At 57.1% G+C, this 26,392-nt stretch carries 26 protein-coding genes; 19 read left to right on the top strand and 7 right to left on the bottom strand.

Translation table 11 applies throughout. The annotated features are described in order from the left end of the window. Positions 1-20: 20 nt before the first annotated feature. Positions 21-779, bottom strand: a complete 759-nt coding sequence (moeB, locus tag ABU178_RS07065; protein WP_397213308.1) for a molybdopterin-synthase adenylyltransferase MoeB — start codon at positions 777-779, stop codon at positions 21-23. Next, positions 779-2,014: a molybdopterin molybdotransferase MoeA gene (moeA, locus tag ABU178_RS07070; protein WP_397213310.1), complete on the bottom strand. Its 1,236-nt coding sequence runs from the start codon at positions 2,012-2,014 to the stop codon at positions 779-781. The genes moeB and moeA overlap by 1 nt, the downstream gene beginning before the upstream one ends. Positions 2,015-2,240: 226 nt before the next feature. On the opposite strand from moeA, the gene ABU178_RS07075 reads away from it, so the two are divergent. The 6 genes from ABU178_RS07075 (at position 2,241) to ABU178_RS07100 (ending at position 9,006) form a co-directional block, all read left to right on the top strand. Then, positions 2,241-3,206 carry an isoaspartyl peptidase/L-asparaginase family protein gene (locus ABU178_RS07075; RefSeq protein WP_397213312.1) on the top strand — a complete coding sequence of 322 codons (966 nt, stop codon included), beginning with the start codon at positions 2,241-2,243 and terminating at the stop codon, positions 3,204-3,206. 9 nt (positions 3,207-3,215) lie between these two features. Then, positions 3,216-5,078, top strand: coding sequence for a glutathione ABC transporter ATP-binding protein GsiA (gene gsiA / locus ABU178_RS07080; protein ID WP_397213314.1), 1,863 nt, complete (start codon positions 3,216-3,218; stop codon positions 5,076-5,078). A 61-nt stretch (positions 5,079-5,139) separates the two neighbouring features. Continuing rightward, on the top strand, positions 5,140-6,675 hold the full coding sequence (gene gsiB / locus ABU178_RS07085) for a glutathione ABC transporter substrate-binding protein GsiB (RefSeq protein WP_397213316.1): 1,536 nt from the start codon (positions 5,140-5,142) through the stop codon (positions 6,673-6,675). A gap of 49 nt (positions 6,676-6,724) precedes the next feature. Next, entirely contained in the window at positions 6,725-7,645 is a 921-nt protein-coding gene (gsiC, locus tag ABU178_RS07090; RefSeq protein WP_397213318.1) for a glutathione ABC transporter permease GsiC, read from the top strand. A 9-nt stretch (positions 7,646-7,654) separates the two neighbouring features. After that, positions 7,655-8,560 (top strand): glutathione ABC transporter permease GsiD, encoded by a 906-nt coding sequence (gene gsiD, locus ABU178_RS07095; protein ID WP_397213320.1) that lies wholly within the window; start codon positions 7,655-7,657, stop codon positions 8,558-8,560. After that, entirely contained in the window at positions 8,557-9,006 is a 450-nt protein-coding gene (locus ABU178_RS07100) for a DUF4385 domain-containing protein (RefSeq protein ID WP_397213322.1), read from the top strand. The genes gsiD and ABU178_RS07100 overlap by 4 nt, the downstream gene beginning before the upstream one ends. On the opposite strand, the gene rimO is transcribed toward ABU178_RS07100, so the two are convergent. Then, positions 9,003-10,334, bottom strand: a complete 1,332-nt coding sequence (gene rimO / locus ABU178_RS07105) for a 30S ribosomal protein S12 methylthiotransferase RimO (RefSeq protein WP_397213324.1) — start codon at positions 10,332-10,334, stop codon at positions 9,003-9,005. The two genes, ABU178_RS07100 and rimO, sit on opposite strands and share 4 nt — an antisense overlap. Positions 10,335-10,492: 158 nt before the next feature. Between rimO and ABU178_RS07110 the strand changes: the two genes are divergently transcribed. Both ABU178_RS07110 and ABU178_RS07115 read left to right on the top strand, forming a co-directional pair. Continuing rightward, the gene (locus tag ABU178_RS07110) at positions 10,493-11,461 is read left to right on the top strand and encodes a Gfo/Idh/MocA family protein (protein ID WP_397213326.1); all 969 of its coding nucleotides are present in this window, start codon (positions 10,493-10,495) and stop codon (positions 11,459-11,461) included. Between the two features lie 117 nt (positions 11,462-11,578). After that, on the top strand, positions 11,579-12,718 hold the full coding sequence (locus ABU178_RS07115) for a PQQ-dependent sugar dehydrogenase (RefSeq protein WP_397213328.1): 1,140 nt from the start codon (positions 11,579-11,581) through the stop codon (positions 12,716-12,718). On the opposite strand, the gene ABU178_RS07120 is transcribed toward ABU178_RS07115, so the two are convergent. Further along, the gene (locus tag ABU178_RS07120) at positions 12,715-13,371 is read right to left on the bottom strand and encodes an HAD family hydrolase (RefSeq protein ID WP_397213330.1); all 657 of its coding nucleotides are present in this window, start codon (positions 13,369-13,371) and stop codon (positions 12,715-12,717) included. The two genes, ABU178_RS07115 and ABU178_RS07120, sit on opposite strands and share 4 nt — an antisense overlap. A 275-nt stretch (positions 13,372-13,646) precedes the next feature. Between ABU178_RS07120 and ABU178_RS07125 the strand changes: the two genes are divergently transcribed. Beyond that, a complete protein-coding gene (locus ABU178_RS07125; RefSeq protein WP_397213332.1) occupies positions 13,647-14,849 on the top strand; it encodes a serine hydrolase in 1,203 nt (400 codons plus the stop codon). A 125-nt stretch (positions 14,850-14,974) separates the two neighbouring features. On the opposite strand, the gene ybjG is transcribed toward ABU178_RS07125, so the two are convergent. Together ybjG and ABU178_RS07135 are read right to left on the bottom strand one after the other, a co-directional pair. Next, entirely contained in the window at positions 14,975-15,580 is a 606-nt protein-coding gene (gene ybjG / locus ABU178_RS07130; RefSeq protein ID WP_397215725.1) for an undecaprenyl-diphosphate phosphatase, read from the bottom strand. Positions 15,581-15,965: 385 nt separating this feature from the next. Then, positions 15,966-17,654, bottom strand: coding sequence for an aspartate:alanine antiporter (locus ABU178_RS07135; protein ID WP_397213334.1), 1,689 nt, complete (start codon positions 17,652-17,654; stop codon positions 15,966-15,968). Positions 17,655-17,914: 260 nt separating this feature from the next. On the opposite strand from ABU178_RS07135, the gene ybjM reads away from it, so the two are divergent. Continuing rightward, positions 17,915-18,286 (top strand): inner membrane protein YbjM, encoded by a 372-nt coding sequence (gene ybjM, locus ABU178_RS07140; RefSeq protein WP_397213336.1) that lies wholly within the window; start codon positions 17,915-17,917, stop codon positions 18,284-18,286. A 57-nt stretch (positions 18,287-18,343) separates the two neighbouring features. On the opposite strand, the gene ABU178_RS07145 is transcribed toward ybjM, so the two are convergent. Next, positions 18,344-18,607: a GrxA family glutaredoxin gene (locus tag ABU178_RS07145; protein WP_397213338.1), complete on the bottom strand. Its 264-nt coding sequence runs from the start codon at positions 18,605-18,607 to the stop codon at positions 18,344-18,346. Between the two features lie 195 nt (positions 18,608-18,802). Between ABU178_RS07145 and ABU178_RS07150 the strand changes: the two genes are divergently transcribed. From ABU178_RS07150 to ABU178_RS07190, 9 genes are all read left to right on the top strand, one after another. After that, positions 18,803-19,054 (top strand): DUF1418 family protein, encoded by a 252-nt coding sequence (locus ABU178_RS07150; protein WP_397213340.1) that lies wholly within the window; start codon positions 18,803-18,805, stop codon positions 19,052-19,054. A gap of 23 nt (positions 19,055-19,077) precedes the next feature. Then, a complete protein-coding gene (nfsA, locus tag ABU178_RS07155) occupies positions 19,078-19,800 on the top strand; it encodes an oxygen-insensitive NADPH nitroreductase (protein WP_397213342.1) in 723 nt (240 codons plus the stop codon). A gap of 24 nt (positions 19,801-19,824) precedes the next feature. Beyond that, positions 19,825-20,727 carry a 30S ribosomal protein S6--L-glutamate ligase gene (gene rimK, locus ABU178_RS07160; protein ID WP_397213344.1) on the top strand — a complete coding sequence of 301 codons (903 nt, stop codon included), beginning with the start codon at positions 19,825-19,827 and terminating at the stop codon, positions 20,725-20,727. A gap of 87 nt (positions 20,728-20,814) precedes the next feature. Beyond that, positions 20,815-21,297, top strand: a complete 483-nt coding sequence (locus ABU178_RS07165; protein WP_397215727.1) for a YbjN domain-containing protein — start codon at positions 20,815-20,817, stop codon at positions 21,295-21,297. 371 nt (positions 21,298-21,668) lie between these two features. Further along, the gene (gene potF, locus ABU178_RS07170; protein WP_397213346.1) at positions 21,669-22,778 is read left to right on the top strand and encodes a spermidine/putrescine ABC transporter substrate-binding protein PotF; all 1,110 of its coding nucleotides are present in this window, start codon (positions 21,669-21,671) and stop codon (positions 22,776-22,778) included. 107 nt (positions 22,779-22,885) lie between these two features. Continuing rightward, the gene (potG, locus tag ABU178_RS07175) at positions 22,886-24,019 is read left to right on the top strand and encodes a putrescine ABC transporter ATP-binding subunit PotG (protein ID WP_397215728.1); all 1,134 of its coding nucleotides are present in this window, start codon (positions 22,886-22,888) and stop codon (positions 24,017-24,019) included. 9 nt (positions 24,020-24,028) lie between these two features. Further along, a complete protein-coding gene (gene potH, locus ABU178_RS07180; protein WP_397213348.1) occupies positions 24,029-24,994 on the top strand; it encodes a putrescine ABC transporter permease PotH in 966 nt (321 codons plus the stop codon). Beyond that, positions 24,991-25,836, top strand: coding sequence for a putrescine ABC transporter permease PotI (gene potI / locus ABU178_RS07185; protein WP_397213350.1), 846 nt, complete (start codon positions 24,991-24,993; stop codon positions 25,834-25,836). The genes potH and potI overlap by 4 nt, the downstream gene beginning before the upstream one ends. 66 nt (positions 25,837-25,902) lie before the next feature. Further along, complete coding sequence (locus tag ABU178_RS07190) at positions 25,903-26,370, top strand: YbjO family protein (RefSeq protein ID WP_397213352.1); 468 nt, start codon at positions 25,903-25,905, stop codon at positions 26,368-26,370. Positions 26,371-26,392 lie beyond the last annotated feature (22 nt).

Below are 26,392 nucleotides of genomic sequence, written 5' to 3' on the forward strand. Positions count from 1 at the left end.
TTTTTTATACCACAGGCCGCTTAATGGCCTGAGCCGCATACTTCACAGTGCGGATCTTTCGCCACCTTCATTTCCTGAAACTGTAGCGTCATCGCATCATACATCAGCAGCTTGCCAGCGACCGACGCGCCGTAGTGGGTCAACACGCGGATTGTCTCCATCGCTTGGAGAGCACCGATCACCCCCACCAGCGGCGCCATGACTCCCGCTTCAACGCAGCTCAGCGTTTGCGCGCCGAACAGGCGGCTGATGCAGCGGTAGCAAGGCTCATGTTCCTGCCAGGTAAAGACGCTAAGTTGTCCTTCCATACGGATCGCCGCGCCGGAAACCAGCGGGATCTTCGCGGCAAAGCTGAGGCGGTTAAGCTGCTCGCGCGTCTCAACGTTGTCGGTGCAGTCGAGCACCGCATCATGATGCGCGATCAGCGCAGCCAGCGCCGCATCGTCAAGCCGTTCATTGATCGTGTCGATTTTGCAATGGGGATTGCGCGCGCGCAGCTCGGCGGCGGCGGAATCGACTTTCGCCATGCCCAGGGTGGCGTCGCGATGGAGGATCTGCCGTTGCAGATTGGAGAGCGAGACGGTATCGAAGTCGAGCAGCGTCAGCTGTCCGGCGCCCGCGCTGGTAAGATAAGGCACGGCGGCGCAGCCCAGCCCGCCGAGGCCGACAATCAACACCCGCGACGCCTTCAGCTGTTCCTGACGATCAAAATCGAAGCCGCGCAGCACAATCTGACGGTTGTAGCGCAGCGTCTCTTCATCGTTGAGTTCCGGCAGCATTATCCCCCCAGCAGCTCATTGAAAGGCTCAATTTCAACCCATTCTCCGGCTTCTACCGTGCCGCGTTCGCGCTCCAGCACGATAAAGCAGTTGGCAAGGGCAAAGGAGCTGAAAACATGCGAACCCTGATTGCCGGTGCTGCGCACTTCCAGCGTGCCGTCGGCGGCCGGCGCGTAGATACCGCGCTGGAAATCAAGGCGGCCAGGGGATTTTTTGATGCGTTCCGCCGCCCGCACGCGCTGACGCGGCGGCAGAGCGGCGGCGCGCTGGCCGGTCAGCTTCGCCAGCAGCGGCTGCACCAGCTGATAAAAAGTGACCGCAGCGGAAACCGGATTGCCCGGCAGGCCGCAGAACCAGCTGTTTTTCAGACGACCAAAGGCGAAGGGCTTGCCCGGCTTGATCGCCAACTTCCAGAAGGTGATCGCCCCCAGCTCCTCCAGTATCGCTTTGGTATAATCCGCTTCGCCCACCGAGACGCCGCCGGTACTGATCACCACATCAGCCTGACGATCCGCCTCTTCAAAGGCACGACGCAGCGCTGCCGGGTCGTCACGCACCAGACCGATATCGATCACCTCGCAGCCGAGCTTGTTCAGCATCAGCGACACGGTGAACCGATTGGTGTCGTAGATCTGGCCCGCCGCCAGCGGCTGGCCTACCGGCTGCAGTTCGTCGCCGGTAGAGAAAATGGCGACGCGCAGTTTGCGTAATACTTTCAGCTGCGCAATGCCCAGCGAGGCGAGCAGCGGCAGTTCCGCGGCGCCGAGCCGCACGCCCGCATCAAGGATCTGCGCATCCGCCTGAATATCCTCGCCGATACGACGAATATTCTGTCCTGCCGTGACCGTGGCGTTAATCACAATGCCGCCAGCATGACTTTCTGTTTCCTCCTGCATCACCACCGCCTCGCAGCCTTCCGGGATCGGCGCGCCGGTCATGATGCGTACCGCGCTGCCCGCTGGCCATGTGCCGCTAAAAGGCGCGCCGGCAAAGGCTTTTCCCGCAATAGCTAACGGCTGACCCGGTTGGATATCCGCCAGACGCACGGCATAGCCGTCCATCGCCGAGTTATCGAAAGAGGGAACGGCGCCCGGCGAGCAGACCGGCTCGGCGGTAATGCGTCCCACCGCTTCCTGCAGGGAAACGGTGACGCTGTCTGCGATCGGTGTGAGCTGCGCCAGCATTTTGCCCTGCGCCTCTTCAAGGGAGATCAATCCTGCGGTAAAGCTTTCCATATCGGTTCCAGTCTGCGTTATCTCTGTGAGCCTATTATGGTGGCAATTGCGCGCAGAGTCACATGCGGGCCAAAAGCGCCAGCCACAATAAAAGCTTATGACCGCAAAGTGCAGTTTCCGCTTTACAACCCCTGGCAGGCTTTCTATAGTCAAAAATTGCTTAAAAAAGATGAAAACCATTTTAAATCAGTATTTTCACGCCGGTTCATCCACAGGATAAAGCGTTATGGTCAAAGCAGTGATCGCCATTCATGGCGGGGCGGGCGCCATTACGCGCTCAGCAATGAGCGTTGAAAAAGAGCAGCGCTATCGCCTGGCACTGAAAGAAATTGTCGCCTGCGGGCAAAAAATCCTCGCCGACGGCGGCAGCGCGCTGGATGCGGTAACCGAAGCGGTGCGTCTGCTGGAAGAGTGTCCGCTGTTTAACGCCGGTAAAGGCGCTGTTTTTACTCATCAGGGCACCCATGAACTGGATGCCAGTATTATGGATGGCCGCACGCTGGAGGCGGGCGCGGTAGCGGGCGTCAGCCGCATTCGTAACCCGGTGCTGGCGGCGCGCGCGGTGCTGGAACATAGCCCGCATCTGCTGTTTATCGGCGCGGGCGCTGAGCAGTTTGCTGCCAGCCAGGGGATGGAACAGGTAGAGCCTGATTTTTTCTCTACGCCGGAGCGCCGGGAGCAATTACAGCGCGCGTTGCAGAGTCAACAGACGCTGCTGGATCATGATGGCGAAGCGCAAAGCCAGAGTGATGACCCGCTCGATCCGGATCGTAAATTTGGCACCGTGGGTGCGGTAGCGCTCGATCTCAATGGCAACCTGGCGGCGGCGACCTCAACCGGCGGCATGACCAACAAGCAGGCCGGACGCGTGGGCGATACGCCGCTGCCCGGCGCGGGCTGCTACGCCAGTAATGAGAGCGCGGCCATCTCCTGCACCGGCACCGGCGAAGTTTTTATTCGTCTGCTGGCGGCTTACGATGTCGCCGCGCAAATGACTTACGCGGGCCTTTCGCTGGCAGAAGCGAGCCGCAAGGTGGTGCAGGAGAAAATACCGGCGCTCGGCGGCAGCGGCGGCCTGGTGGCGGTGGATAAACAAGGCAATGTGGCGCTGCCTTTCAACAGTGAAGGCATGTATCGCGGCTATGCGTACGTCGGCGGCGACGTGGACGTGGCTATCTATCGTGAAAGCTAAGGAGCAAGCATGACGGAGAGGCAGCGAACCGCGCAGCTTCCGGACGATCAGGTACTGGCGGTGCGGCAGCTCAGCGTTAACTTTCAGCATGAGGGGCGCGTCACTGAAGCGGTGCGCCAGCTCTCCCTTGACGTCAGGCGCGGCGAAACGCTGGCGCTGGTAGGCGAATCGGGTTCGGGAAAATCGGTGACGTCGCTGGCGCTGATGCGGCTGATAGAACAGACGGGCGGTGAGATGAGCGGCGAAATCCTGCTGCGTCGCCGCAACGGTGACATGCTGGATGTCATGCGCGCCTCCGCCTCGCAGATGCGCCGGGTGCGCGGCGCCGATATGGCGATGATTTTTCAGGAGCCGATGACCTCGCTCAATCCAGTGTTCCCGGTGGGCGAGCAGATTGCGGAATCGGTGCGTCTGCATCAGGGCAAAAGCCACCAGCAGGCGCTGGCGGAAGCGCGGCGGATGCTCGATCTGGTGCGCATCCCGGAAGCGCAAAACGTGCTGTCGCGCTTTCCTCACCAGCTCTCCGGCGGGATGCGGCAGCGCGTGATGATCGCCATGGCGCTCTCCTGCAAACCGGCGCTGCTGATTGCTGACGAACCCACCACCGCGCTGGACGTCACCATCCAGGCGCAGATTCTGCAGCTGATCCGCGTGCTGCAAAAAGAGATGCAGATGGGCGTCATCTTTATTACCCACGATATGGGGGTAGTGGCGGAGATGGCCGATCGCGTACAGGTGATGTATCGCGGCGACGTGGTGGAAACCGCGCCGGTGCAGCAGCTGTTCGACCAGCCGCAGCAGCCCTATACCCGTGCGCTGCTGGCGGCGGTGCCGAAGCTGGGTTCCATGCGCGGCCAGCCGCTGCCGGCAAAGTTCCCGTTATTGCACAGTGGCGAAGCCTCAACAACGCGCGCGCCGCAGGATACGGTACGCTACGGAGGCGAGCCGATTTTGCAGGTGCGCGAGCTGGTAACGCGCTTTGATATTCGCGGCGGGCTGTTTAACCGCGTAAAGCGCCGCGTGCACGCGGTAGAGAAGGTGAGTTTCGATCTGCGCGCCGGTGAAACCCTGGCGTTGGTCGGGGAGTCGGGCTGCGGCAAATCCACCACCGGACGGTCGCTGCTGCGGCTGGTCGCCAGCCAGGGCGGCACCATCACCTTTAACGGCCAGCGCATCGATCAATTGCAGGGAGCGGCGCTGGCCCATCTGCGACGCGATATCCAGTTTATCTTTCAGGATCCTTACGCCTCGCTCGATCCACGTCTTACCGTCGGCTTCTCCATTATGGAGCCGCTGCTGGTGCACAAGATCATGGGACGCCGCGAGGCGGAAAAGCGCGTTGCCTGCCTGCTGGAGCGCGTCGGCCTGCTGCCGGAACATGCGCAGCGCTATCCCCATGAATTTTCCGGCGGCCAGCGTCAGCGTATCTGCATCGCCCGCGCGCTGGCGCTGAATCCTAAGGTAGTGATTGCTGACGAATCCGTTTCCGCGCTCGACGTCTCGATTCAGGCGCAAATCATTAACCTGATGCTCGATCTGCAACGTGAATTCGGCATCGCCTTTCTGTTTATCTCACACGATATGGCGGTGGTGGAACGGATCAGCCATCGCGTGGCGGTGATGTATCTGGGGCAGATTGTTGAGATCGGGCCGCGCCAGGCGGTATTTGAACAGCCGCAGCACCCCTATACCAAAAAGCTGATGGCCGCCGTGCCGGTGGCCGATCCGGCGCATCGCCGACGCGAACGCGCGTTGCTGGTGGATGAAATTCCCAGTCCGATTCGTCCGCTGGGCGACGAGCCGGAAGTCGCGCCGCTGCTGGAAGTTTCGCCGGGACATTTTGTGGCGCGTCACGGCATCTGCGGAAGTTAACGCGCAAAGCATTACCGATATCGCCGCACCGGCGACACGCACTGACAGGAGAACGAGTAACATGATCAACATGACGCGTAAAAGTTTGTTGACCGCCGGATTGCTGAGCAGCGTCATTGCGCTGCCCGCCTGGGCGGCAAAAGATGCGGTCATCGCCGTGGCATCAAACTTCACCACGCTGGATCCTTACGATGCCAACGACACGCTGTCTCAGGCGGTAGCGAAATCTTTCTACCAGGGACTGTTTGGCTTCGATAAAGATATGAAGCTGACTAACGTGCTGGCGGAAAGCTATCAGGCGAGCGCCGATGGCCTGACCTACACCATCAAACTGCGCTCCGGCATTAAATTCCAGGACGGCAGCGATTTTAACGCTGAAGCTGTAAAGGTTAACCTCGATCGCGCCAGCGACCCGGATAATCATCTCAAACGCTACAACCTGTTTAAATACATCGGCACCACCGAAGTGGTGGATCCCACTACGGTGAAAATCACCCTGAAGCAGCCGTTCTCCGCGTTTATCAATAACCTGGCGCATCCGGCTGCGGCGATGATTTCTCCCACCGCGCTGAAGAAATATGGCAAAGAGATTGGCTTCCATCCGGTGGGCACCGGCCCTTATCAGTTTGTTACCTGGAATCAGACCGATTTCGTCAAGGTGAGCAAGTGGGACGGCTACTGGAAAAAGGGCTATCCGAAGCTGGACAGCATTACCTGGCGCCCGGTGGTGGACAACAATACGCGCGCCGCGATGTTGCAAACCGGCGAAGCGAGTTTCGCCTTTCCGGTGCCGTTCGAGCAGGCCAAACTGCTGGAGAAAAACAGCAAGCTTGATGTGGTGACCACGCCGTCGATCATGCAGCGCTACATCAGCCTGAACGTGACGCAGAAGCCTTTCGATAACCCGAAAGTGCGTGAGGCGCTGGAGTATGCCATCAATCGTCAGGCGCTGGCAAAAGTCGCCTTCGCCGGTTACGCCACGCCCGCAACCGGCGTGGTGCCGCCCGCTATCGACTTCGCCCAAAGCTATCCGCCGGTGCCTTACAATCCGGCCAAAGCGCGCGAGCTGTTAAAGGAAGCGGGCTATCCAAACGGTTTTGAAACCACGCTCTGGTCCTCTCACAACCACAGCACCGCGCAGAAAGTGTTGCAGTTCACCCAGCAGCAATTGGCGCAGGTGGGCGTGAAGGTGAAAGTCACGGCAATGGATGCGGGCCAGCGCGCGGCGGAAGTCGAGAGCAAGGGGCAGAAGGAGAGCGGGGTACGCATGTTCTATACCGGCTGGTCAGCGTCGACCGGCGAAGCGGACTGGGCGCTGACGCCGCTGTTCGCCACCACCTCCTGGCCGCCTGCGATCTTTAATACTGCTTTCTACAGCAACCCGCAGGTAGATAAGGATCTGGCTGACGCGTTGAAAACCACCGATCGCGATCAAAAAGCGAAGCTGTATAAAGATGCGCAGGATCATATCTGGAACGATCATCCCTGGATTCCGCTGGTGGTGGAGCAACTGCTCTCCGCGAACAGCAAATCGCTGAGCGGTTTTTATGTGATGCCCGATACCTCGTTTAATTTTGATGAGGCCGATTTGAAGTAACTGTCGCGCCAGCCCGGTTCGGGCTGGCGTCAGCTGCGCAGGAAATCGCATGCTTAACTATTTTTTCAAACGCTTGTTGGGGTTGATCCCCACGCTGCTGATCGTGGCGGTGCTGGTGTTTCTGTTTGTGCACCTGCTGCCGGGCGATCCGGCGCGTCTGATTGCCGGGCCGGAAGCGGATGCCTCGGTGGTGGCGCTGGTACGTCAGGAGCTGGGACTCAATCAGCCGCTGCCGCAGCAGTTCTGGCACTTTATCCTTAATGCGCTGCAGGGCGACTTTGGTCAATCGATGGTATCAAAACGTCCGGTTGCTGACGAAATCGCCACGCGCTTTTTCCCCACGCTCTGGCTGACGCTGAGCAGCATGGTGTGGGCGGTGATTTTTGGCATGACTATCGGCATCGTCTCTGCCGTGTGGCGTAACCGCTGGCCCGATCGCCTTGGCATGACGCTCGCCGTCTCCGGCATCTCTTTTCCCGCCTTTGCTCTCGGCATGCTGCTGATGCAGGTCTTCTCAGTGGAGCTGGGCTGGTTGCCCACCGTGGGCGCCGACGGCTGGAAACATTACATCTTGCCTTCGATTACCCTGGGCGCCGCCGTTGCGGCGGTGATGGCGCGTTTTACCCGCGCCTCCTTTGTGGAGGTGATGCAGGAAGATTACATGCGCACCGCGCGCGCCAAAGGGGTACGCGAATCGCTGGTGGTGGTGAAGCATGGCCTGCGCAACGCCATGATCCCGGTGATTACCATGATGGGGTTGCAGTTCGGCTTCTTGCTGGGCGGCTCGATCGTGGTGGAGGTGGTGTTCAACTGGCCAGGCCTGGGGCGACTGCTGGTGGATTCGGTGGAAATGCGCGACTACCCGGTCATTCAGGCGGAAGTGCTGCTCTTCTCGCTGGAGTTCATTCTTATCAATCTGGTTGTCGATCTGCTTTATGCGACGATTAACCCGGCTATTCGCTACAAATAAGGAGTCGCAATGAAAAACTGGCGACGCGAAGCGGCATTAAAAGCCATGCCGGTGATAACGGACAACCGGGTGCGCACCCCCTGGTACGAATTCTGGCGGCGTTTTCGCCGTCAACATGTGGCGATGCTGGCCGGGCTGTTTGTGCTGCTGCTGGTGGTCATCGCGTTTATCGCGCCCTGGATTGCGCCTTTTGACGCGGAGAACTACTTTGATTATGACCGGCTTAACGAAGGGCCGTCGATTCTGCACTGGTTCGGGGTGGATTCGCTGGGACGCGATATCTTCAGTCGCGTGCTGGTGGGAACGCGCATCTCGCTGATTGCCGGTTTCTTCTCGGTCGCCATCGGCACGGTGATCGGCACGCTGTTTGGCCTGCTGGCGGGCTATTACGAAGGGTGGTGGGATCGCATCACCATGCGCGTCTGCGACGTGCTGTTCGCTTTTCCCGGCATTTTGCTGGCGATTGCGGTGGTGGCGATCATGGGCAGCGGCATGGCTAACGTCATCGTGGCGGTGGCGATTTTTAGTATTCCGGCCTTTGCCCGCCTGGTGCGCGGCAACACGCTGGTGCTGAAGCATCAGACGTTTATCGAGTCGGCGCGCAGCATTGGCGCCTCCGACTGGACCATCCTGATGCGCCATATTCTGCCGGGCACGGTATCGTCGATTGTGGTCTATTTCACCATGCGCATCGGCACTTCGATTATCACCGCGGCCAGCCTGTCGTTTCTCGGTCTTGGCGCGCAGCCGCCGACGCCGGAGTGGGGCGCGATGCTCAATGAGGCGCGCGCCGATATGGTGATTGCGCCGCACGTGGCGATTTTCCCCAGCCTCGCCATTTTTCTGACGGTGCTGGCCTTTAACCTGTTGGGCGACGGTCTGCGCGACGCGCTCGATCCAAAGCTGAAAACATGAAACCTTTCGATTACGAGCAGGATTTTGCCAATACCGATTTTCGCCAGCACCCCGAACGTTATCAGGTGGGACGCGGCGAGCAGGGTGTGCTGATGGTAGAGCCCTACAAAAGCGAGATCCTGCCGCACTGGCGTTTTCGCACCGTGGAGCTGGCGCAGAAATCTGCCGACGAAATTCTGGCGCTGTTTGAAAAGTACCGCGAGCAGAATGATTTTGTCGGTATGGATATGGCGCGTAAATTCATTCAGATGGGTTATACGCGCGCGCGACGCTACAGCAACCACAAGGGCGGACGCAAATATGATGCTGACGGAAACGAGCTGCCACGGGGAAGAGACGAAGAAAAGGCCGCTGCGGCGGCCATTTTTAAGGGATACTGGGATCGGCTGCGGGCCGATGAGGACTATCTGGCGCGCAAAAAAGCGCACCAGCAGAAGTACGGTTAAACCCTGCTGCCCCAGAGATCGTACTCGTCGGCGTTTTCAACCTTAACGCGCACCACGTCGCCCGGCTTCAGCTGGGTTTCGCCGTTGAGATAAACCGCGCCGTCGATTTCCGGTGCGTCCGCCATGCTGCGGCCAATCGCGCCTTCTTCATCCACTTCATCGATCATCACCAGAATTTCACGGCCCACTTTTTCCTGGAGGCGTTCAGTGGAGATCTGCTGCTGAAGCTGCATAAAGCGATCGTAACGCTCTTCTTTAACCGATTCCGGCACTTGATCCGGCAGCTGGTTAGCGGTTGCCCCTTCTACCGGGCTGTATTTGAAGCAGCCAACGCGATCGAGACGCGCTTCCTTCAGGAAGTCCAGCAGCATCCGGAAGTCTTCCTCGGTTTCGCCCGGAAAGCCGACGATAAAGGTCGAGCGCAGCGTCAGCTCGGGACAAATTTCACGCCAGCGCTTGATGCGTTCCAGAGTACGCTCAACCGCGCCCGGACGCTTCATCAGCTTGAGGATACGCGGACTGGCGTGCTGCAACGGGATGTCGAGGTAAGGCAGAATTTTACCTTCCGCCATCAGCGGAATCACATCATCCACGTGCGGATAAGGGTAAACGTAGTGCAAACGCACCCAGACGCCGAGCTTCGCCAGCTGCTCGCACAGGCTGACCATGCTGGTTTTCACCGGCGCGCCGTTCCAGAAACCGGTACGGTGCTTAACGTCAACGCCATAGGCCGAGGTGTCCTGCGAGATCACCAGCAGCTCTTTCACGCCCGCTTCCACCAGACGTTTCGCTTCGTCCAGCACCGAGCCGATCGGACGGCTGTCGAGATCGCCACGCATCGACGGGATAATGCAGAAGGTGCAGCGATGGTTGCAGCCTTCGGAAATTTTCAGATAAGCGTAATGACGCGGCGTCAGCTTCACGCCCTGTTCCGGCACCAGGCTGAGGAACGGGTTGTGCTGCGGCTTCGGCACATAGTGATGCACGTGCGACAGCACCTGCTCGTAACTATGCGGGCCGGTGATCTCCAGCACTTTCGGATGCACTTCGCGGATCTGGTTCTCTTTCGCGCCGAGGCAGCCGGTGACGATCACCTTGCCGTTTTCATTCAGCGCTTCGCCAATGGCTTCCAGTGATTCCTGCACTGCGCTGTCAATAAAACCACAGGTATTAACGATAACGATTTCCGCATCGTCGTAACGCGGCACGACTTCGTAGCCCTCGGTCCGCAGTTCGGTGAGGATTCGCTCAGAGTCGACGAGATTTTTTGGACAGCCCAGTGAGACAAATCCCACGCGCGGCGCCAGTATTGTATTGGTATCAGACATGGCTCAATTTCCGGTTCTGCACAGCTTTGGCGCGCGATTTTACATGCCTTAAGGTGAAAATTATACCGTTATCTGTGCGGGAAAGAGAGGGTCGCGGGTTCCGCATAACATCAGCCTTCGCATACACTTACAGATTATGCAGCGAAAGGGAGCGAAAAATGAATCCGTTAAGTTGGGCAATTGTGGGACCGGGCGCCATCGCGCAGCAGTTTGCAGAGGCGATGACGGCGATGGGGCGGCAGGTCGCGGCGGTCGGCGCGCGTAACCGGGAAAAGGGGGAAGCCTTCGCGCAGCGTTACGGCATTGGGCGGGTCTATGATGATTTTTCCCTGCTGTTTGCTGATCAAGCGATCGACATCGTCTATATCTCTACGCCCCATGCCAGCCACTACGGCCTGATGAAACAGGCGCTGGAAAACGGCAAGCATCTGCTGGTGGAAAAGGCGATTACCGTCAGCAGCGCGGAGTTAGAGGAGATTAATCAACTGGCGCAGGCGAAAAATCTGATCGTTGCCGAAGCGATGACCCTTTTTCATATGCCGCTGTATCACCAGCTTAAGACGCTGGCTGACAGCGGGTGCCTGGGCAAGCTGAAGATGATTCAGGTCTCCTTTGGTTCGCTGAAAGAGGACGATCCGCAGAATCGTTTCTTTAACCCGGCGCTGGCGGGCGGCGCGCTGCTCGATATCGGCACCTATGCGCTTTCGTTTGCCCGGTTTTTTATGAGCGAGCAGCCCACTGAGATACTGACCACAGCAGAGAGATTCGTTACCGGCGTGGATGAGCAGAGCGGCATTGTATTGAAAAACCGCCGGGGTGAGATCGCGACTCTGGCGCTGGCTTTTCGCGCCAGAATGCCCAAGCGTGGCATTGTTGCCTGGGAGAAAGGGTTTATTACCGTTGACGACTTTCCCCGCGCTCAACAGGCGACGCTTACCTGGGCAAGCGGCGAAACCGAGTTAATCGAAGCGGGGGACACGGCGCGCGCGTTGCAATATGAGATTGCGGCGCTGGAGAGCTGGGTCGCGAATGGCGAAAATCCGCTGCACTACCTGACCAATGATGTTGTCGCCATGATGAGCGAAATCCGCCAGCGTTGGGGGATTCATTTCCCATTTGAAAAGTAACGGGATCGCCGTTTGCACTGCTGCAAACCCGCCCGCAGGTAAAGTAAGGTAAAACGCGGCAGCAGAGCGGGGGTAAACACTAACCTTATGGGCAAAACGCCAAAACAGGAGAGAATTATGTCCCCGTTTCCCGCCGCCCTGTTGCTTAGCGGTTCGCTGCTCGGTTCCTTCCCCCTCCTTGCTGCCGACACCAGCGTGCAGGTATTGCAGGATAAGCTCGATCATCCCTGGTCCGTGGCCTTCCTGCCTGATAACCAGACGCTGCTGATTACCGAACGCTCGGGCCAGCTACGCAGCTGGCAACCGGAGCAAGGGCTGTCGCAGCCCATCGCCGGGGTGCCCAAAGTCTGGGCGCAGCGACAGGGCGGGCTGCTGGATGTGGTGCTGGCTCCCGATTTTGCTCAAAGCCGCCGCGTCTGGCTCAGCTATACCGAAGCGGGATCGGACGGCGCGGTAGGCGCGGTAGTGGGCTATGGCCATCTGAGCGCGGATAACCGTCAGCTCAGCGATTTTAAAGTAGCGATCCGTCAGGAGCCGAAACTCTCCAGCGGCGCGAATATCGGTACCCGGCTGGCTTTCGATCGCGACGGCTTTCTCTGGATCGCCTTTGGCGACAGCTTCCACAGCAGCACGGCGCAGGATCTTAACCAGCTGCAGGGAAAAATCCTGCGCCTGAACGCCGACGGTTCAGTGCCGCAGGACAATCCTTTTGTGGGCCAGAAAAATGCCCGCCCTGAAATCTGGACATCAGGCATGCGCAATCCTCAGGGGCTGACGCTGAATCCCTGGACGCATCAGATGTGGGAGAGCGAGCACGGGCCGCGCGGCGGCGATGAGGTCAATATTCCGGAAAAAGGCAAAAACTATGGCTGGCCGCTGGCGACCTGGGGTATCGACTATAGCGGGGAGAAAGTTCCCGAGTCGAAAGGGGGAAAAGTGGAAGGCACCGAGCAGCCGGTGTTTTACTGGAAAAACTCGCCGGCCATCAGCGGCATGGCGTTCTATAACAGCGCCCGCTTTCCACAGTGGAAAAATTCGCTGTTTATCGGCGCGCTGAAGGAGAAAAGCCTGATTCGTCTCAGCATCAACGGCGAGAAAGTGGTAGAGGAACAGCGGCTGCTGACCGACCGCGCTGAACGCATCCGCGATGTGCGTCAGGGGCCGGATGGTTATCTCTACGTGCTGACCGACGAGGCTAACGGCAAATTGCTGAAAGTAGGATTGAAGGAGGGCGCTGACGCCCCCAGGGTTGATTAACGCACCCAGCGGCAAACTTCCCAGCCGCGCCGGGTCGCCTCCTGATGCAATAACGCGTCCGGGTTAATCACATGCGCATGGTCGGCCTGCTCCAGCAAGGGCAGGTCATTCATGGAGTCGCTGTAGACCCAGGTGCGCTGATACTCTTCGCCATATTGCAGCGCCCGCCAGTCGGCCAGGCGCGATACCTTGCCATCTTTATAGGTCATGGTGCCGTAGGTCATGCCGCTGTAGCGGTCATCAACGATCTCTACGCCAATCGCCAGCGCGCCATGCACGCCGAGACGTTCAGCAATGGGGATCACCAGATGTTCGCCGCTGGCGGAGACAATCATCACCTTGTCGCCACGCTGCTGATGCCAGGCGATACGCTCACGCGCGGCGGGGAAAACGCGCGGCATAATGTCCCGATGAATAAAGCGACGCACCCAGCCGCTGACCGTCAGGGTGCCCATACCGGTTAACGGAGAGAGCGTTTTATTCATGTACTCTTCTATTGAGAGCGTGCCGGCATAATACTGCGTCATCAATGCCTGCTCTTCCGCTATTAAATCTGCCGGAGCAAAACCCTGGGATACCAGCCAGCGCAGCCACAGACTGGTGCTGTCTTCGCAAATCAGGGTTTCATCCAGATCGAAAAGGGCTAAATCCATGGTGATTCTCCTCAACTGACTGAATTCAGATTAGCGGATATTTGTGACGGGCTTAACTGTTCTGCGAAAATTCGGAATTTAACGCAAATTTCTGTGCGCGCCGGTGCGCTAAAAGTGGCGTCAGCATGCGGCGAATGCCAGGGTTACTCTAAGAAAACCTGGATAACTTTACGATTGAACGGTTTTTTTCACCGCGCTTAACGGTTAGCGTCGTAGCTTGTGCGCTTTCTGCGTGTGAAGAGCTGCGTTTTTATAAGGACAATCTGGTCGCCTCCATGACAAACAAACCCATTTCATTCCGCCTGCGGCACGCTGCCGCCTCTGGTGCTCTGCTTCTCCTTGTGCCTGCCACCACGTTAGCCGAACAGGCGCCCGCCGCGCCGCAAATCGAGGCGAAAGCCTGGATTCTGATGGATTACGCCAGCGGTAAAGTCCTGACGGAATCTGCTGCGGATGAGCGGCTGGACCCCGCCAGCCTGACCAAAATGATGACCAGCTACGTGGTGGGTCAGGCGATCAAATCGGGCAAGATCACACGCGACGATATGGTGACGGTGGGGCAGGACGCCTGGGCTACGGGCAATCCGAAACTAAAAGGTTCGTCGCTGATGTTCCTTAAGCCCGGCGATCGCATTCCGGTGTCGGAGCTGAATAAGGGCATTGTGATTCAATCCGGCAACGATGCCTGTATCGCGCTGGCCGATTACGTGGCGGGCAGTCAGGAGTCGTTTATCGGTTTGATGAATAATTATGTGAAAGCGCTGGGGCTGAAAAATACCCATTTTATGACGGTACACGGGCTGGACGCCGAAGGGCAATACAGTACCGCGCGTGATATGGCGCTGATTGGCCAGGCGTTGATCCGCGACGTGCCGGAAGAGTATGCGCTAAACAAAGAGAAAGAGTTTACCTTCAATAATATTCGTCAGCACAACCGTAACCGTCTGCTGTGGAGCACCAATCTTAATGTTGACGGCGTGAAAACCGGCCATACCTCCGGCGCCGGCAATAACTTGGTGGCTTCGGCCACGCAGGGCGATATGCGGCTGATCTCCGTGGTTCTGGGCACCCAGAGCGACGCCATTCGCTTTCGCGAAAGCGAAAAGCTGCTGACCTGGGGCTTCCGCTTTTACGAAACGGTGACGCCGATCAAAGCCAACGCGCCCTTTTCTCAGCAGCGCGTCTGGTTTGGCGACAAGCGGGAAGTGAATCTCGGCGTGGAAAAAGATGCCGCTATCACCATCCCGAAAGGGCAGATGAAGAATCTGAAAGCCAGCTTTACCCTTAATTCGCCGCAGCTGGAAGCGCCGTTGAAGAAAAATCAGGTGGTTGGCACTATCGATTTTCAGCTTGACGGTAAAACCGTTGATCAGCGCCCGCTGGTTGTGCTGGAAGAGGTGCAGGAAGGGGGCTTCTTCAGCCGGATTTGGGATTTTGTGATGATGAAGCTTAACGGCCTGTTCGGGAAATGGTTTTGAGGGAGCGACCCGCCAGCTGCCGGGGCTGAATATTTCTGCTCCGCAGGGTTCCGCCAGGCGACAGTCAGTTTCAGGGGCCCCTTTGCAATCCTTGCGACCGGGAGCCCCTGCGGCCAGCGTACCGCCTACCTTTTAACCCATCCCCGCCGAATCGGCAGGGCAAACAGTGCGCGGTAGAGCGAATGCAGCAGCGTCAGCATGCGCTGGCCGTAAATCTGCCAGGCGAGCTGCGAGGCGAGACAGCCCAGCATCCCCACCAGAAAACCGCCCAGCATATCCAGCGGCCAGTGAACGCCAAGGTAAATGCGTGACCAGGCGATAGCGCTGCCCAGCACCATCAGCAGCACGCCGGACCACAGGCGGTGCCAGAAAATAAACGCCAGCGCAAAGGTAAAAATCGTGGTGCCGTGATCGCTGGGATAAGAATCATCAGCGGCATGGTGAAGGAATTGATGACCAAGCCCCACCGCAAACGGGCGCGGATGAGGAATTAACTGGCCTACGCACCAGGAAATCGCGAGCGCGTAGAGCAGGGCCATGCCGGTTTTCAGAACCAACGTCCGCTGCGAGTGCACACGATCGTGCGGTCCCCAGAACCACAGCGCCACAATCAGTAGCGGCACAATAGCAATCAAATCTTTGGCGATAAAGGTCGCCAGGCTGAGCAGCCATGAGGGCGAGTCGGGCGTGGCATTGATCCACAAAAATAACATACGGTTTAACGCATCCATCACGGCGTTCTGTTCCTCGTCTTGTCAACCCACGTCATCACGCAGGTAAAAATAAACACCTCAGCCACACAAAATAGCGGGCTAAATAAGGCTTCCAGCGTAGAAGCGGCACGGCTATGCGTAAATGGCAGCACTCTTAATCCAGGCCGCAATTGTCGATTTGTTTAACTTTAATATCAGCAGCATGACCGTTGCGCGAAAAAAAACCGCGTACAGCATCGCTGACGACGCTTAAGAAATCCTTAATTAAACCAACGAACAGGCATAAAAAAACCCGTCAGTCAGCGACTAACGGGCTCCACAATTTGGGGATTTCAAAGAAAAGCAGTGGCAATTATTGAGACTGACGCATAAAAAAAAAGTTCTGGACGCCGTCAAAAATATTTTATAAAGGCAACGTTGGCCAGATGATAACGATTAAGGTACCGGCAAGCGTCAGCAAAACGTTAGCGATGGCGTAAGTGCCGGCGTAGCCGAGCGCCGGAATATTGCTACGCGCCGTATCGCTGATGATTTCCATCGCAGGTGCGCAGGTGCGCGCGCCCATGATGGCGCCAAACAGCAGGGCGCGGTTCATGCGCAGCACGTAAGCGCCAAACAGATAGCAGATCACTACCGGCAGCAGGCTAACCAGCAGGCCGCTCAGCAGCATCAGCGCGCCGTCGCTGCCCAGACCCTGATTGATGCCGCTGCCAGCGCTCAGACCTACGCCAGCCATAAAGACCATCAGACCGAACTCTTTTACCATCGTCAGCGCGCCCTGCGGGATGTAACCGAAGGTCGGATGATTAGCCCGTAAAAAGCCGAGCATGATCCCGGCAAACAGCAGGCCCGCCGCGTTGCCCATCCCGAAGCTGAAATTGCTGAACTGGAAGGTGATCATGCCGATCATCAACCCCACGATAAAGAACGCGCAGAAGGCCAGCAGATCGGTCATCTGGCTGTGAATCGCGATGAAGCCGATGCGGTCCGCCACGCTTTTTACGCGCCGGGCCTCGCCGCTGACCTGCAGAACATCGCCTTTGTTCAGCATAATGCTGTCATCGATCGGCATCTCAATCTGGCTGCGGATAACCCGATTGAGAAAGCAGCCGTGATCGGTCAGATTAAGCTGGCTGAGGCGTTTGTTTACCGCGTTATGGTTCTTGACCACAATCTCTTCGGTCACAATGCGCATATCCAGCAGATCGCGATCAAACACCTCTTTGCCGTTACGGAAGCTGGGATCGAGGCGCGCATGGGCATCGGGATAGCCCACCAGCGAGATATCGTCGCCCTGCTGCAGCACCGCATCGCCGTCGGGGCTAGCCAGAATACCGTTACGCCGAATCCGCTCAATATAACAACCGGTTTGCCGATAGATGCCCAGCTCGCGCAAATTCTTGCCGCCGCTCCACTCCACCAGCTCAGGGCCGACGCGGTAGGCGCGGATCACGGGCAGAAAAACTTTACGCTGGCTGTCGGCATCAAGGCCGCGCTCGCGGGCGATTTGCTGCGCACAGGTGGGCAGATCCTGATGTTGCAGACGAGGCAGGTAGCGTGCGCCGAAAATCAGACTCACCAGGCCGATCAGATAGGTCAGGGCGTAACCCAGGCTGAGGTGATCCTGCATCAGACTGAGCTGTTTGCTGTCGATGATGCTCTGGCGTAGCGTATCGCCAGCGCCCACCAGCACCGGGGTAGAGGTCATGGAACCCGCCAGCATGCCGGCAGTCAGGCCGATATCCCAGCCAAAAAGTTTGCCCAGTCCCAGCGCCAGCAACAGCGCGCTGAGCACCATTACCAGCGCCAGGATTAAATAATTTTTACCGTCACGAAAGAAAATAGAAAAAAAGTTGGGACCCGCTTCCACGCCGACACAAAAAATAAACAACATAAAGCCAAGACTCAATGCGGCAGTATTAATGGCGAAATGTTGCTGTCCAAGTAATAACGAAACGACTAATACGCCAATGGAATTTCCTAACTGAACAGAACCCAGGCGAAGCTTTCCTAAACAGAGGCCGAGCGCTAAAACGACAAATAATAACAGAACGTCATTCCCGCTTAACAAATCTGCGACGTTAATATTCACTCTTTAACTTCTTTTTTACCAGTAAGCTGTTGATTGGTGGTCTGTTCTTCGCTATCTTTTGCAGACCGTCTGCATCCATGCCGCCAGCGCAGCATTATCGGAATTTGTAAAGCACGGTTATTCTAATCATAAATTTCTCTCCCAGCTATCCGCCCTTTCCATTTTCATCAGTGGGTTAGCTGTTTCTTTTTATTTCCACTTAAACGCACCAGACAATCTGTTGAGTTTCAATAATGTTAATTTTTGATTAGAGGATTGTTATGTCGCAGCGCGGTAAACGCTGGTCAGCGTTAATTATGGGCATATTGCTCTATAGCCTGGTGTTTATTTTCGCGCATCACGCCTGGAGCGTGACCAGTCAACAAAATATGCGGGGGGAACCGGAGTTGCTGCTGTTTTTGCTGCCCGGAATGCTTATGGCGTTATTACGACCCGACAGCCCGTTAAAAAGCACCTTGCTGATGGCGCTGATCGTGACGCTGCCTGCCGTACTGGTGTTGAGCGACTGGCTGCCGTTGCGGCACAGCTTCTTTCTGCTTTGCGCCTGGAGCGTCAGCGCGCTGTTCTGGGCAGGCTGCGGTGCGCTGGCGATCAGGCTGGTACGTCTGCTCTGCTTTACCCGTCTGGGATAATGGCTGTGATAAAAAACGGGCCAGCAAGGCCCGTTTGTCATTCAGACAGCAACAAAATCAGGCTTCAACGTCGAGATTCGCTTTGGTCCAGGCGGCAAACTCGGTGTAACCGCCAACGTGCTGCTGATCGAGGAAAATTTGCGGCACGGTATTTACCGGTTTGCCGGCGGTTTTTTCCAGATCCGCTTTTGTGATGCCTTCCGCCTGAATATCGACGTAACGGTAGTTAAAATCGTCACGTTCTGCGGTCAGTTTATCCGCCAGCTCTTTCGCGCGTACGCAGTAAGGGCAGCCGGAACGTCCAAAAATAACTGCAAACATCGTTTTCTCCTTGCGGAATTGATTATGTGACCTGCGTCACAAATCAGTGTCAATGATGGACAACATGATGCCCGCTCAGAGTGCTTAAAGGAAGCAGGAAATGCCTGTTACTCTAATGCCCGCCGTCTATGCTTTAGCTGCCATTTGGCTATAACAAACGGTTTATCGAACCGCGTTACGCTGGAGATTGCCCGCATGCGAACCCTTGCCACCTTACCGAAGCCGGTGCTGATTCTGGAGGCTATCGGCGGCATTATGCTGCTGCTTTCGATTCTGCTGCTGAACGGTTGGCTGCCGCTGACGGCAAGCTTCGACAGCAAAACCCTGGCCACGGCGCTGCTTATCATCGGCGTTCTGCTGATGTTGCCGGCCGCCTGGCTTATGATGTGGCGCACCGCCAAAGCGATGGCGCCGCAGCTGTTTGGTAACGCGAACAAAAAGAAATAATTTACCCATTGCCGGAGATTGTCATGACGCCGACCATAGATTTACTGCGCAGCCACCGCTCGATTCGTTCTTTTACCGACCAGCCGATGGGTGAAGAGCAGCGTGAAGCCATTATTGCCGCCGCGCAATCGGCCTCCACCTCCAGCTTTTTACAGTGCTCGTCGATTATTCGCATTACCGATAAGGCGAAGCGCGACAAACTGGTGAACCTGACCGGCGGTCAGCCGTGGGTGGCGCAGGCCGCCGAATTTTGGGTGTTTTGCGCTGACTTCAACCGCCATCTGCAAATCTGTCCTGATGCGCAGCTGGGACGTGCCGAACAGCTGCTGCTGGGCTGTGTGGATACCGCGTTGATGGCGCAAAATGCCATGGTGGCCGCTGAATCCCTTGGTCTGGGCGGCGTGTTTATCGGCGGGATCCGCAACAGCATGGCCGAGGTGACCGAACTGCTGGGCCTGCCGAAGTTTGTGCTGCCGCTGTTTGGTTTCTGTATCGGCTACCCGGATTCCGTGCCGGACGTCAAACCGCGTATCCCGCAGGCGATGCTGGTACATGAAAATCAGTATCAGGCGGTGGATCCGGCGGTGCTGGCCGATTACGATAGTCGCACCAGCATCTATTATCAGCAGCGCGACAGCAACCAGCGTTCCGAAACCTGGAGCGAGCTGATTCAGCGTCTGATCATCAAGGAAACGCGTCCGTTTATGCTCGACTATCTGCATCAGCAGGGCTGGGCGACGCGCTAATCCTTTCATTCAGGAGAGGTCAGGGTGAAGATTGCCATCTTGTCGCGTGACGGTTTGCTTTACTCCTGCAGGCGTCTGCGCGAGGTTGCTGAACAACGCGGCCATGACGTGCAAATTCTCGATCCGCTCTCCTGTTATATGAATATCTATCCCGCCTCGCCGGCGGTGCACTACTGCGGCGAGCCGCTGGGACATTTCCATGCGGTTATCCCGCGTATCGGTCCTGCCATCACCTTTTACGGCACGGCGGTGCTGCGCCAGTTTGAAATGTGCGGCAGCTACCCGCTCAACGAGTCGGTAGCGATTATCCGCGCGCGCGACAAGCTGCGCTCGCTGCAGCTGCTGGCGCGCGAAGGTATCGATATGCCGGTGACCGGCTTCGCCTCTTCGCCGGACGACACCCGCGATCTGATTGAGATGGTAGGCGGCGCACCGCTGGTGGTGAAGCTGGTGGAGGGCACGCAGGGCATCGGCGTGGTGCTGGCGGAGACCCGCCAGGCGGCGGAGAGCGTTATCGACGCCTTTCGCGGCCTCAAGGCCCATATCCTTGTCCAGGAGTTCATCAAAGAGGCGCAGGGGCGGGATATCCGCTGCCTGGTGATAGGCGATAACGTGGTGGCCGCGATGGAACGGGAAGCGAAAGAGGGCGATTTTCGCTCTAATCTGCACCGCGGCGGCAAAGCCCACCCGGTGGAGATTACGCCGCAGGAGCGGGAGATTGCGGTAAAGGCCGCCGCCACGCTGGGGCTGGAAGTGGCGGGCGTCGATATTCTGCGCGCGCGCCGTGGTCCGCTGGTGATGGAAGTCAACGCCTCGCCGGGCCTGGAAGGCATTGAAGCCACTACCGGAGTCAACATCGCCGCAATGATGATCGACTGGATCGAGCAGCATGCGCAACCGGGCTTTCGTCTTAAAACCGGGGGCTGAGCGCGGTTTTGGGGCAGTTTTCGTGGCATTGACGCGGTTTTTTCCGTAAGCTAAGGCGCTTATTTCTTCACCCCACGAGACATCATGATGGATTCTCTTGTCGTTCCGGATATCGACGTACTGCGCCGCTGGCTGGATCAACAAAATATCACCTGGTTTGAGTGCGACGCCTGTCAGGCGCTGCATCTTCCGCATATGCAGAATTTTGAAGGCGTATTCGATGCCAAAATCGATCTGGTGGATAACGTCATTCTGTTTTCTGCTCTGGCGGAGGTGAAACCCACCGCGTTGATTCCGTTAGCTGGCGATCTTTCCCAAATCAACGCCAGTTCGCTGACGGTGAAAGCTTTTCTTGATATTCAGGACGACAATCTGCCGAAGCTGATCGTTTGCCAGTCCCTTAGTACCAGCGCCGGTTTGACCTTTGGCCAGTTCGCCAGCTTTATGAAACAGAGCGAAGAGCAGGTATCGATGGTGATCATGGAAGCTTTCGCCAACAATCTGCTGATGATAGGCGAGGAGGAAGAAGAGCGTCAGCCGCCTTTACTCAGCCATCCTATGCTTCACTGATTTCACACCATCATAACTGCCGCTTTTTGCGGCAGTTTTCATTTTCTGACCACCACTTTTTATTCTGCATTTCGCCCGCTGATGCCAGATATTTGTCGTGCTTTATGCCATGTAAGCCGAACCCCATAGCAGAAACATGCATAAAATATCGCTAAAAGGCGTTTTTTACGCTGAGGTATGGTACAGAGGTATCAGGGCGGCTATTCTTGCGGGGCTGCGTAACACAGGCAACGTCAGCGCAGGCATAGGTTTTTTCTATTAAACTCGCAGTGAATATTGATTCATTGTGTGCCTGTACATTTACAGAAAAGCGCAACGTCCCGATCGCTTATTCTGCCGAGTTGTAATGACCCCGCTCAGGAGGAAGGAAGATGTTCAACCAACGTAAAAAATGGTTGTCAGGTGTGGTTGCTGGCGTGCTGATGGCGGTTTCCGCTGGCGCTATGGCAGAAGAGAAGACGGTGCACGTTTATAACTGGTCCGATTATATTTCGCCGGACACCGTGCCCAACTTCCAGAAGCAGACCGGTATTAAAGTGGTCTACGATGTGTTCGATTCCAACGAAGTGCTGGAAGGCAAACTGATGGCGGGCAGCACTGGCTATGACGTGGTGGTGCCATCCTCCAGCTTCCTGGCGCGTCAGCTGCAGTCCGGCGTGTTCCAGCCGCTCGACAAGAGCAAGCTGCCGAACTACAAAAACCTCGATCCGGCGCTGCTGGCAAAGGTGGCGCAGCACGATCCTGGCAACAAATATGCCATTCCCTACCTGTGGGCGACCACCGGCATCGGCTATAACGTCGATAAAGTGAAAGCGGTGCTGGGCAAAGATGCGCCGGTAGACAGCTGGGATCTGGTGCTGAAGCCGGAAAATCTGGAAAAACTCAAAAGCTGCGGCGTTTCCTTCCTCGATGCCCCGGAAGAGATTTTTGCCACCGTGCTGAACTATCTGGGTAAAGATCCTAACAGTTCCGATGCGAAAGATTATTCCGGTGCCGCCACTGATTTGCTGCTGAAGCTGCGTCCGAATATCCGTTATTTCCACTCGTCACAGTACATTAACGACCTGGCGAACGGTAACACCTGCGTGGCGATTGGCTGGGCGGGCGATGTGCTGCAAGCGAAAAATCGTGCTGACGAAGCGAAAAACGGCGTGCATCTGGCCTACAGCATCCCGAAAGAGGGCGCGCTGGCGTTCTTTGACATGATGGCGATTCCGAAAGATGCGAAAAACCTTGATGAAGCCTACCAGTGGCTGAATTACATCATGGATCCGAAAGTGATGGCGGATATCTCAAATAAAGTGTTCTACGCCAGCGGAAACAAAGCGTCGCTGCCGTTGGTTAACGCCGACGTGCGTAACAACCCCGGTATCTTCCCGAATGCGGAAACCATGGCGAAATTGTTTGTGCTGAAAGTGCAGGATCCGAAACTGGATCGTGTGCGTACCCGTGCATGGACTAAAGTAAAAAGTGGTAAGTAGTTCGTCCTGAACGAATTCGCTTCAACAATACGGCAACAGAGGCGCGGTCATGGCCTCTGTTGTGCCATTTTTAGCGGCTGGCCGCTTAGCGCCGGAGATTAATGTTAGTGAACGACCCGATTCCCCGTCCTCAAAATAAAACCGCAAAGGCGTTAACGCCGCTGCTGGAGATCCGCAACCTGACGAAATCCTTTGATGGCCAGCACGCCGTGGATGATGTCAGCCTCACCATTTATAAAGGGGAGATTTTCGCCCTGCTGGGCGCGTCCGGCTGCGGCAAATCGACCCTGTTGCGTATGCTGGCGGGCTTTGAAGCGCCGACCAGCGGCCAGATAGTGCTGGACGGACAGGATCTTTCCCATGTGCCGCCCTATCAGCGTCCCATCAATATGATGTTCCAGAGCTATGCGCTGTTCCCGCACATGACGGTAGAGCAGAACATCGCTTTTGGCCTCAAGCAGGACAAGCTGCCGAAGGATGAGATCGGCAGCCGCGTGCAGGAGATGCTGACGCTGGTGCATATGCAGGAATTTGCTAAACGCAAGCCGCATCAGCTTTCCGGCGGTCAGCGTCAGCGCGTGGCGCTGGCGCGCAGCCTGGCGAAACGGCCCAAGCTGCTGCTGCTGGATGAGCCTATGGGCGCGCTGGACAAAAAGCTGCGCGATCGTATGCAGCTGGAAGTGGTGGATATTCTTGAGCGTGTCGGCGCGACCTGCGTGATGGTGACCCACGATCAGGAAGAGGCGATGACCATGGCGGGCCGTATCGCCATCATGAATCGCGGCAAGTTCGTACAGATTGGCGAGCCGGAAGAGATCTACGAGCATCCGACCAGCCGTTACAGCGCCGAATTTATCGGCTCGGTGAACGTGTTTGAAGGATTGCTGCGCGAGCGTCAGGAAGATGGTCTGGTGATCGACAGCCCCGGACTGATGCATCCGCTCAAGGTGCAGTCCGATATCTCCATAACGGAAAACGTGCCGGTGCATGTCGCCCTGCGTCCGGAAAAAGTGATGCTGTGCGAAGAGGTGCCGGCGGACGGCTGCAACTTTGCCGTAGGCGAAGTGGTGCACATCGCCTATCTCGGCGATCTCTCTATCTATCACGTACGCCTGCATAGCGGTCAGATGATCAGCGCGCAGCTGCAGAATGCTTACCGTTATCGGAAAGGTACGCCAACCTGGGGTGACGAAGTGCGCCTCTGCTGGGATACCGATAGCTGTGTGGTCCTGACGGTTTAAGGAGGCGTGATGAGCCAGATTTCTGAACGCAGCAGCAAACCACCGGAAACTCAGGTGAAAACGCCGCTGCAGCGCTGGGCAACGCGCATAAAAATGCAGCATGGTCGCAAACTGGTGATTGCCTTTCCTTACCTGTGGCTGATGCTGTTTTTCCTGCTGCCTTTTTTGATCGTGCTGAAGATCAGCTTTGCCGACATTGCCCGGGCGATCCCGCCCTATACCGATCTGGTTAGCTGGGCGGACGATCAGCTCAATATTGTGGTAAATTTTGCCAACTATTTGCAGCTCACGGACGATCCGCTCTATGTGGATGCCTATCTGCAGTCGCTGAAGGTCGCAGCGGTCTCGACAATCATCTGTTTGCTGATCGGCTATCCGCTCGCCTGGGCGGTGGCGCACAGCAAGCCATCGATGCGTAACGTTTTGCTGCTGCTGGTGATCCTGCCTTCCTGGACCTCATTTCTGGTGCGCGTCTATGCCTGGATGGGCTTACTGAACAATAACGGCATTCTCAACCGTTTTCTGATGTGGCTCGGTGTGATCGATCACCCGCTGGTGATCCTTTACACCAATACGGCGGTGTATATCGGCATTGTTTACTGCTATTTGCCTTTTATGGTGCTGCCTATCTATACCGCGCTGACGCGTATCGATTACTCGCTGGTAGAGGCGTCGCTGGATCTTGGCGCGCGTCCGCTGAAAACCTTTTTCAGCGTCATCGTGCCGCTGACGAAAGGCGGCATTATCGCCGGGTCGATGCTGGTCTTTATCCCGGCGGTAGGGGAGTACGTAATCCCGGAACTGCTGGGCGGCCCGGACAGCATTATGATCGGCCGTATTTTGTGGCAGGAGTTCTTTAATAACCGCGACTGGCCAGTCGCCTCGGCGCTGGCGGTGATTATCCTGCTGATCCTAATCCTGCCGATCATCTGGTTTCATAAGCAAAATAATAAAGAGACGGGAGAGAAAGGATGAACAATCTGCCGGCGATCCGTTCGCCCTGGCGCACCGCGATTCTGGTGCTCTGCTTCCTGTTTCTTTATGCGCCGATGCTGCTGCTGGTGGTTTACTCCTTCAACAGTTCGCAGCTGGTCACAGTCTGGGAGAGCTTCTCTTTCCACTGGTATCGGGTGCTGTTCCAGGATAACGCGATGATTGATGCGGTGCTGCTCAGCCTGAGCATCGCCGCGCTTTCCGCCTGTATGGCGGTGGTGCTGGGCACCATTGCGGCGGTGATTATCGTGCGCTTTGGTCGCTTTCGCGGCCATAACGGCTTCGCCTTTATGCTGACCGCGCCGCTGGTGATGCCCGATGTGATCACCGGCCTGTCGCTGCTGCTGCTGTTTGTGGCGATGGGGAACACCCTCGGCTGGCCGAGCGATCGCGGCATGCTGACTATCTGGCTGGCGCACGTCACTTTCTGTACCGCTTACGTGGCGGTGGTGATTAACTCGCGACTGCGCGAGCTGGATCGCTCGATAGAAGAGGCCGCGATGGATCTGGGCGCCACGCCGCTGAAGGTGTTCTTCGTGATCACCGTGCCGATGATCGCACCGGCGCTGGTCACCGGCTGGCTGCTGGCGTTCACGCTGTCGCTGGACGATCTGGTGATCGCCAGCTTCGTCACCGGGCCGGGGGCGACCACCTTGCCGATGGCGATTTTTGCTACTGTGCGCCGTGGGGTGAATCCGGAGATCAACGCGCTCGCCTCGCTGATTCTGTTTGTGGTGGGACTGGTGGGTTTTCTCGCCTGGCGCTTTATGGCGCACGAGGAAAAACAGCGCGTGCGGGATATTCAGAAAGCAAAACGTGGCTGAATTCCGTAACTTTTGCCACTATTGGTATGGGCTGGTATTGCCAGCCCAGGTTACGGAGTCAGACCCATGTCGGAAACCCTCAAAAACGTTACTTCACTGTCAGATACGCCGGTTCCGGTCACGGTTGCCGGCGTAGCCATTATTGCCACGCGCTGCCTGAGCGTGCTGATGCTCGCCAATGAGCTGGGCTACGCCGAAATCGTCAATTTTGTTCACCGCAGCGCGCAGTCCTGGGATTCCACGCTAATTTTTATCGCCAGCCAGCTGATCTTCTTCATTGAGCTGCGCTGCGCCATTATCCTGATGCGCGGCGCTAACCGGGGACGCTGGGGCTACGTGATCACCCAGATTCTGGTGTTGGGCTATATGCTGATGGCCTCCATGGGCTGGATCTATCCTGAGATCTTCAGTATCAGCGGCGAAAGCAGCGCGCAGGTGGTGCATCATACGCTGTTGCAGAAACTGCCTGACGCGCTGGTTCTGCTGCTGTTGTTTGTTCCCGCCAGCAGCCGCGCATTTTTTCGGGGGCAATGATACAATCGCCCTCCGCTTGACC

The organism is Pantoea osteomyelitidis, from assembly GCF_044342975.1.
GTDB classification, from domain to species: domain Bacteria; phylum Pseudomonadota; class Gammaproteobacteria; order Enterobacterales; family Enterobacteriaceae; genus Pantoea; species Pantoea osteomyelitidis.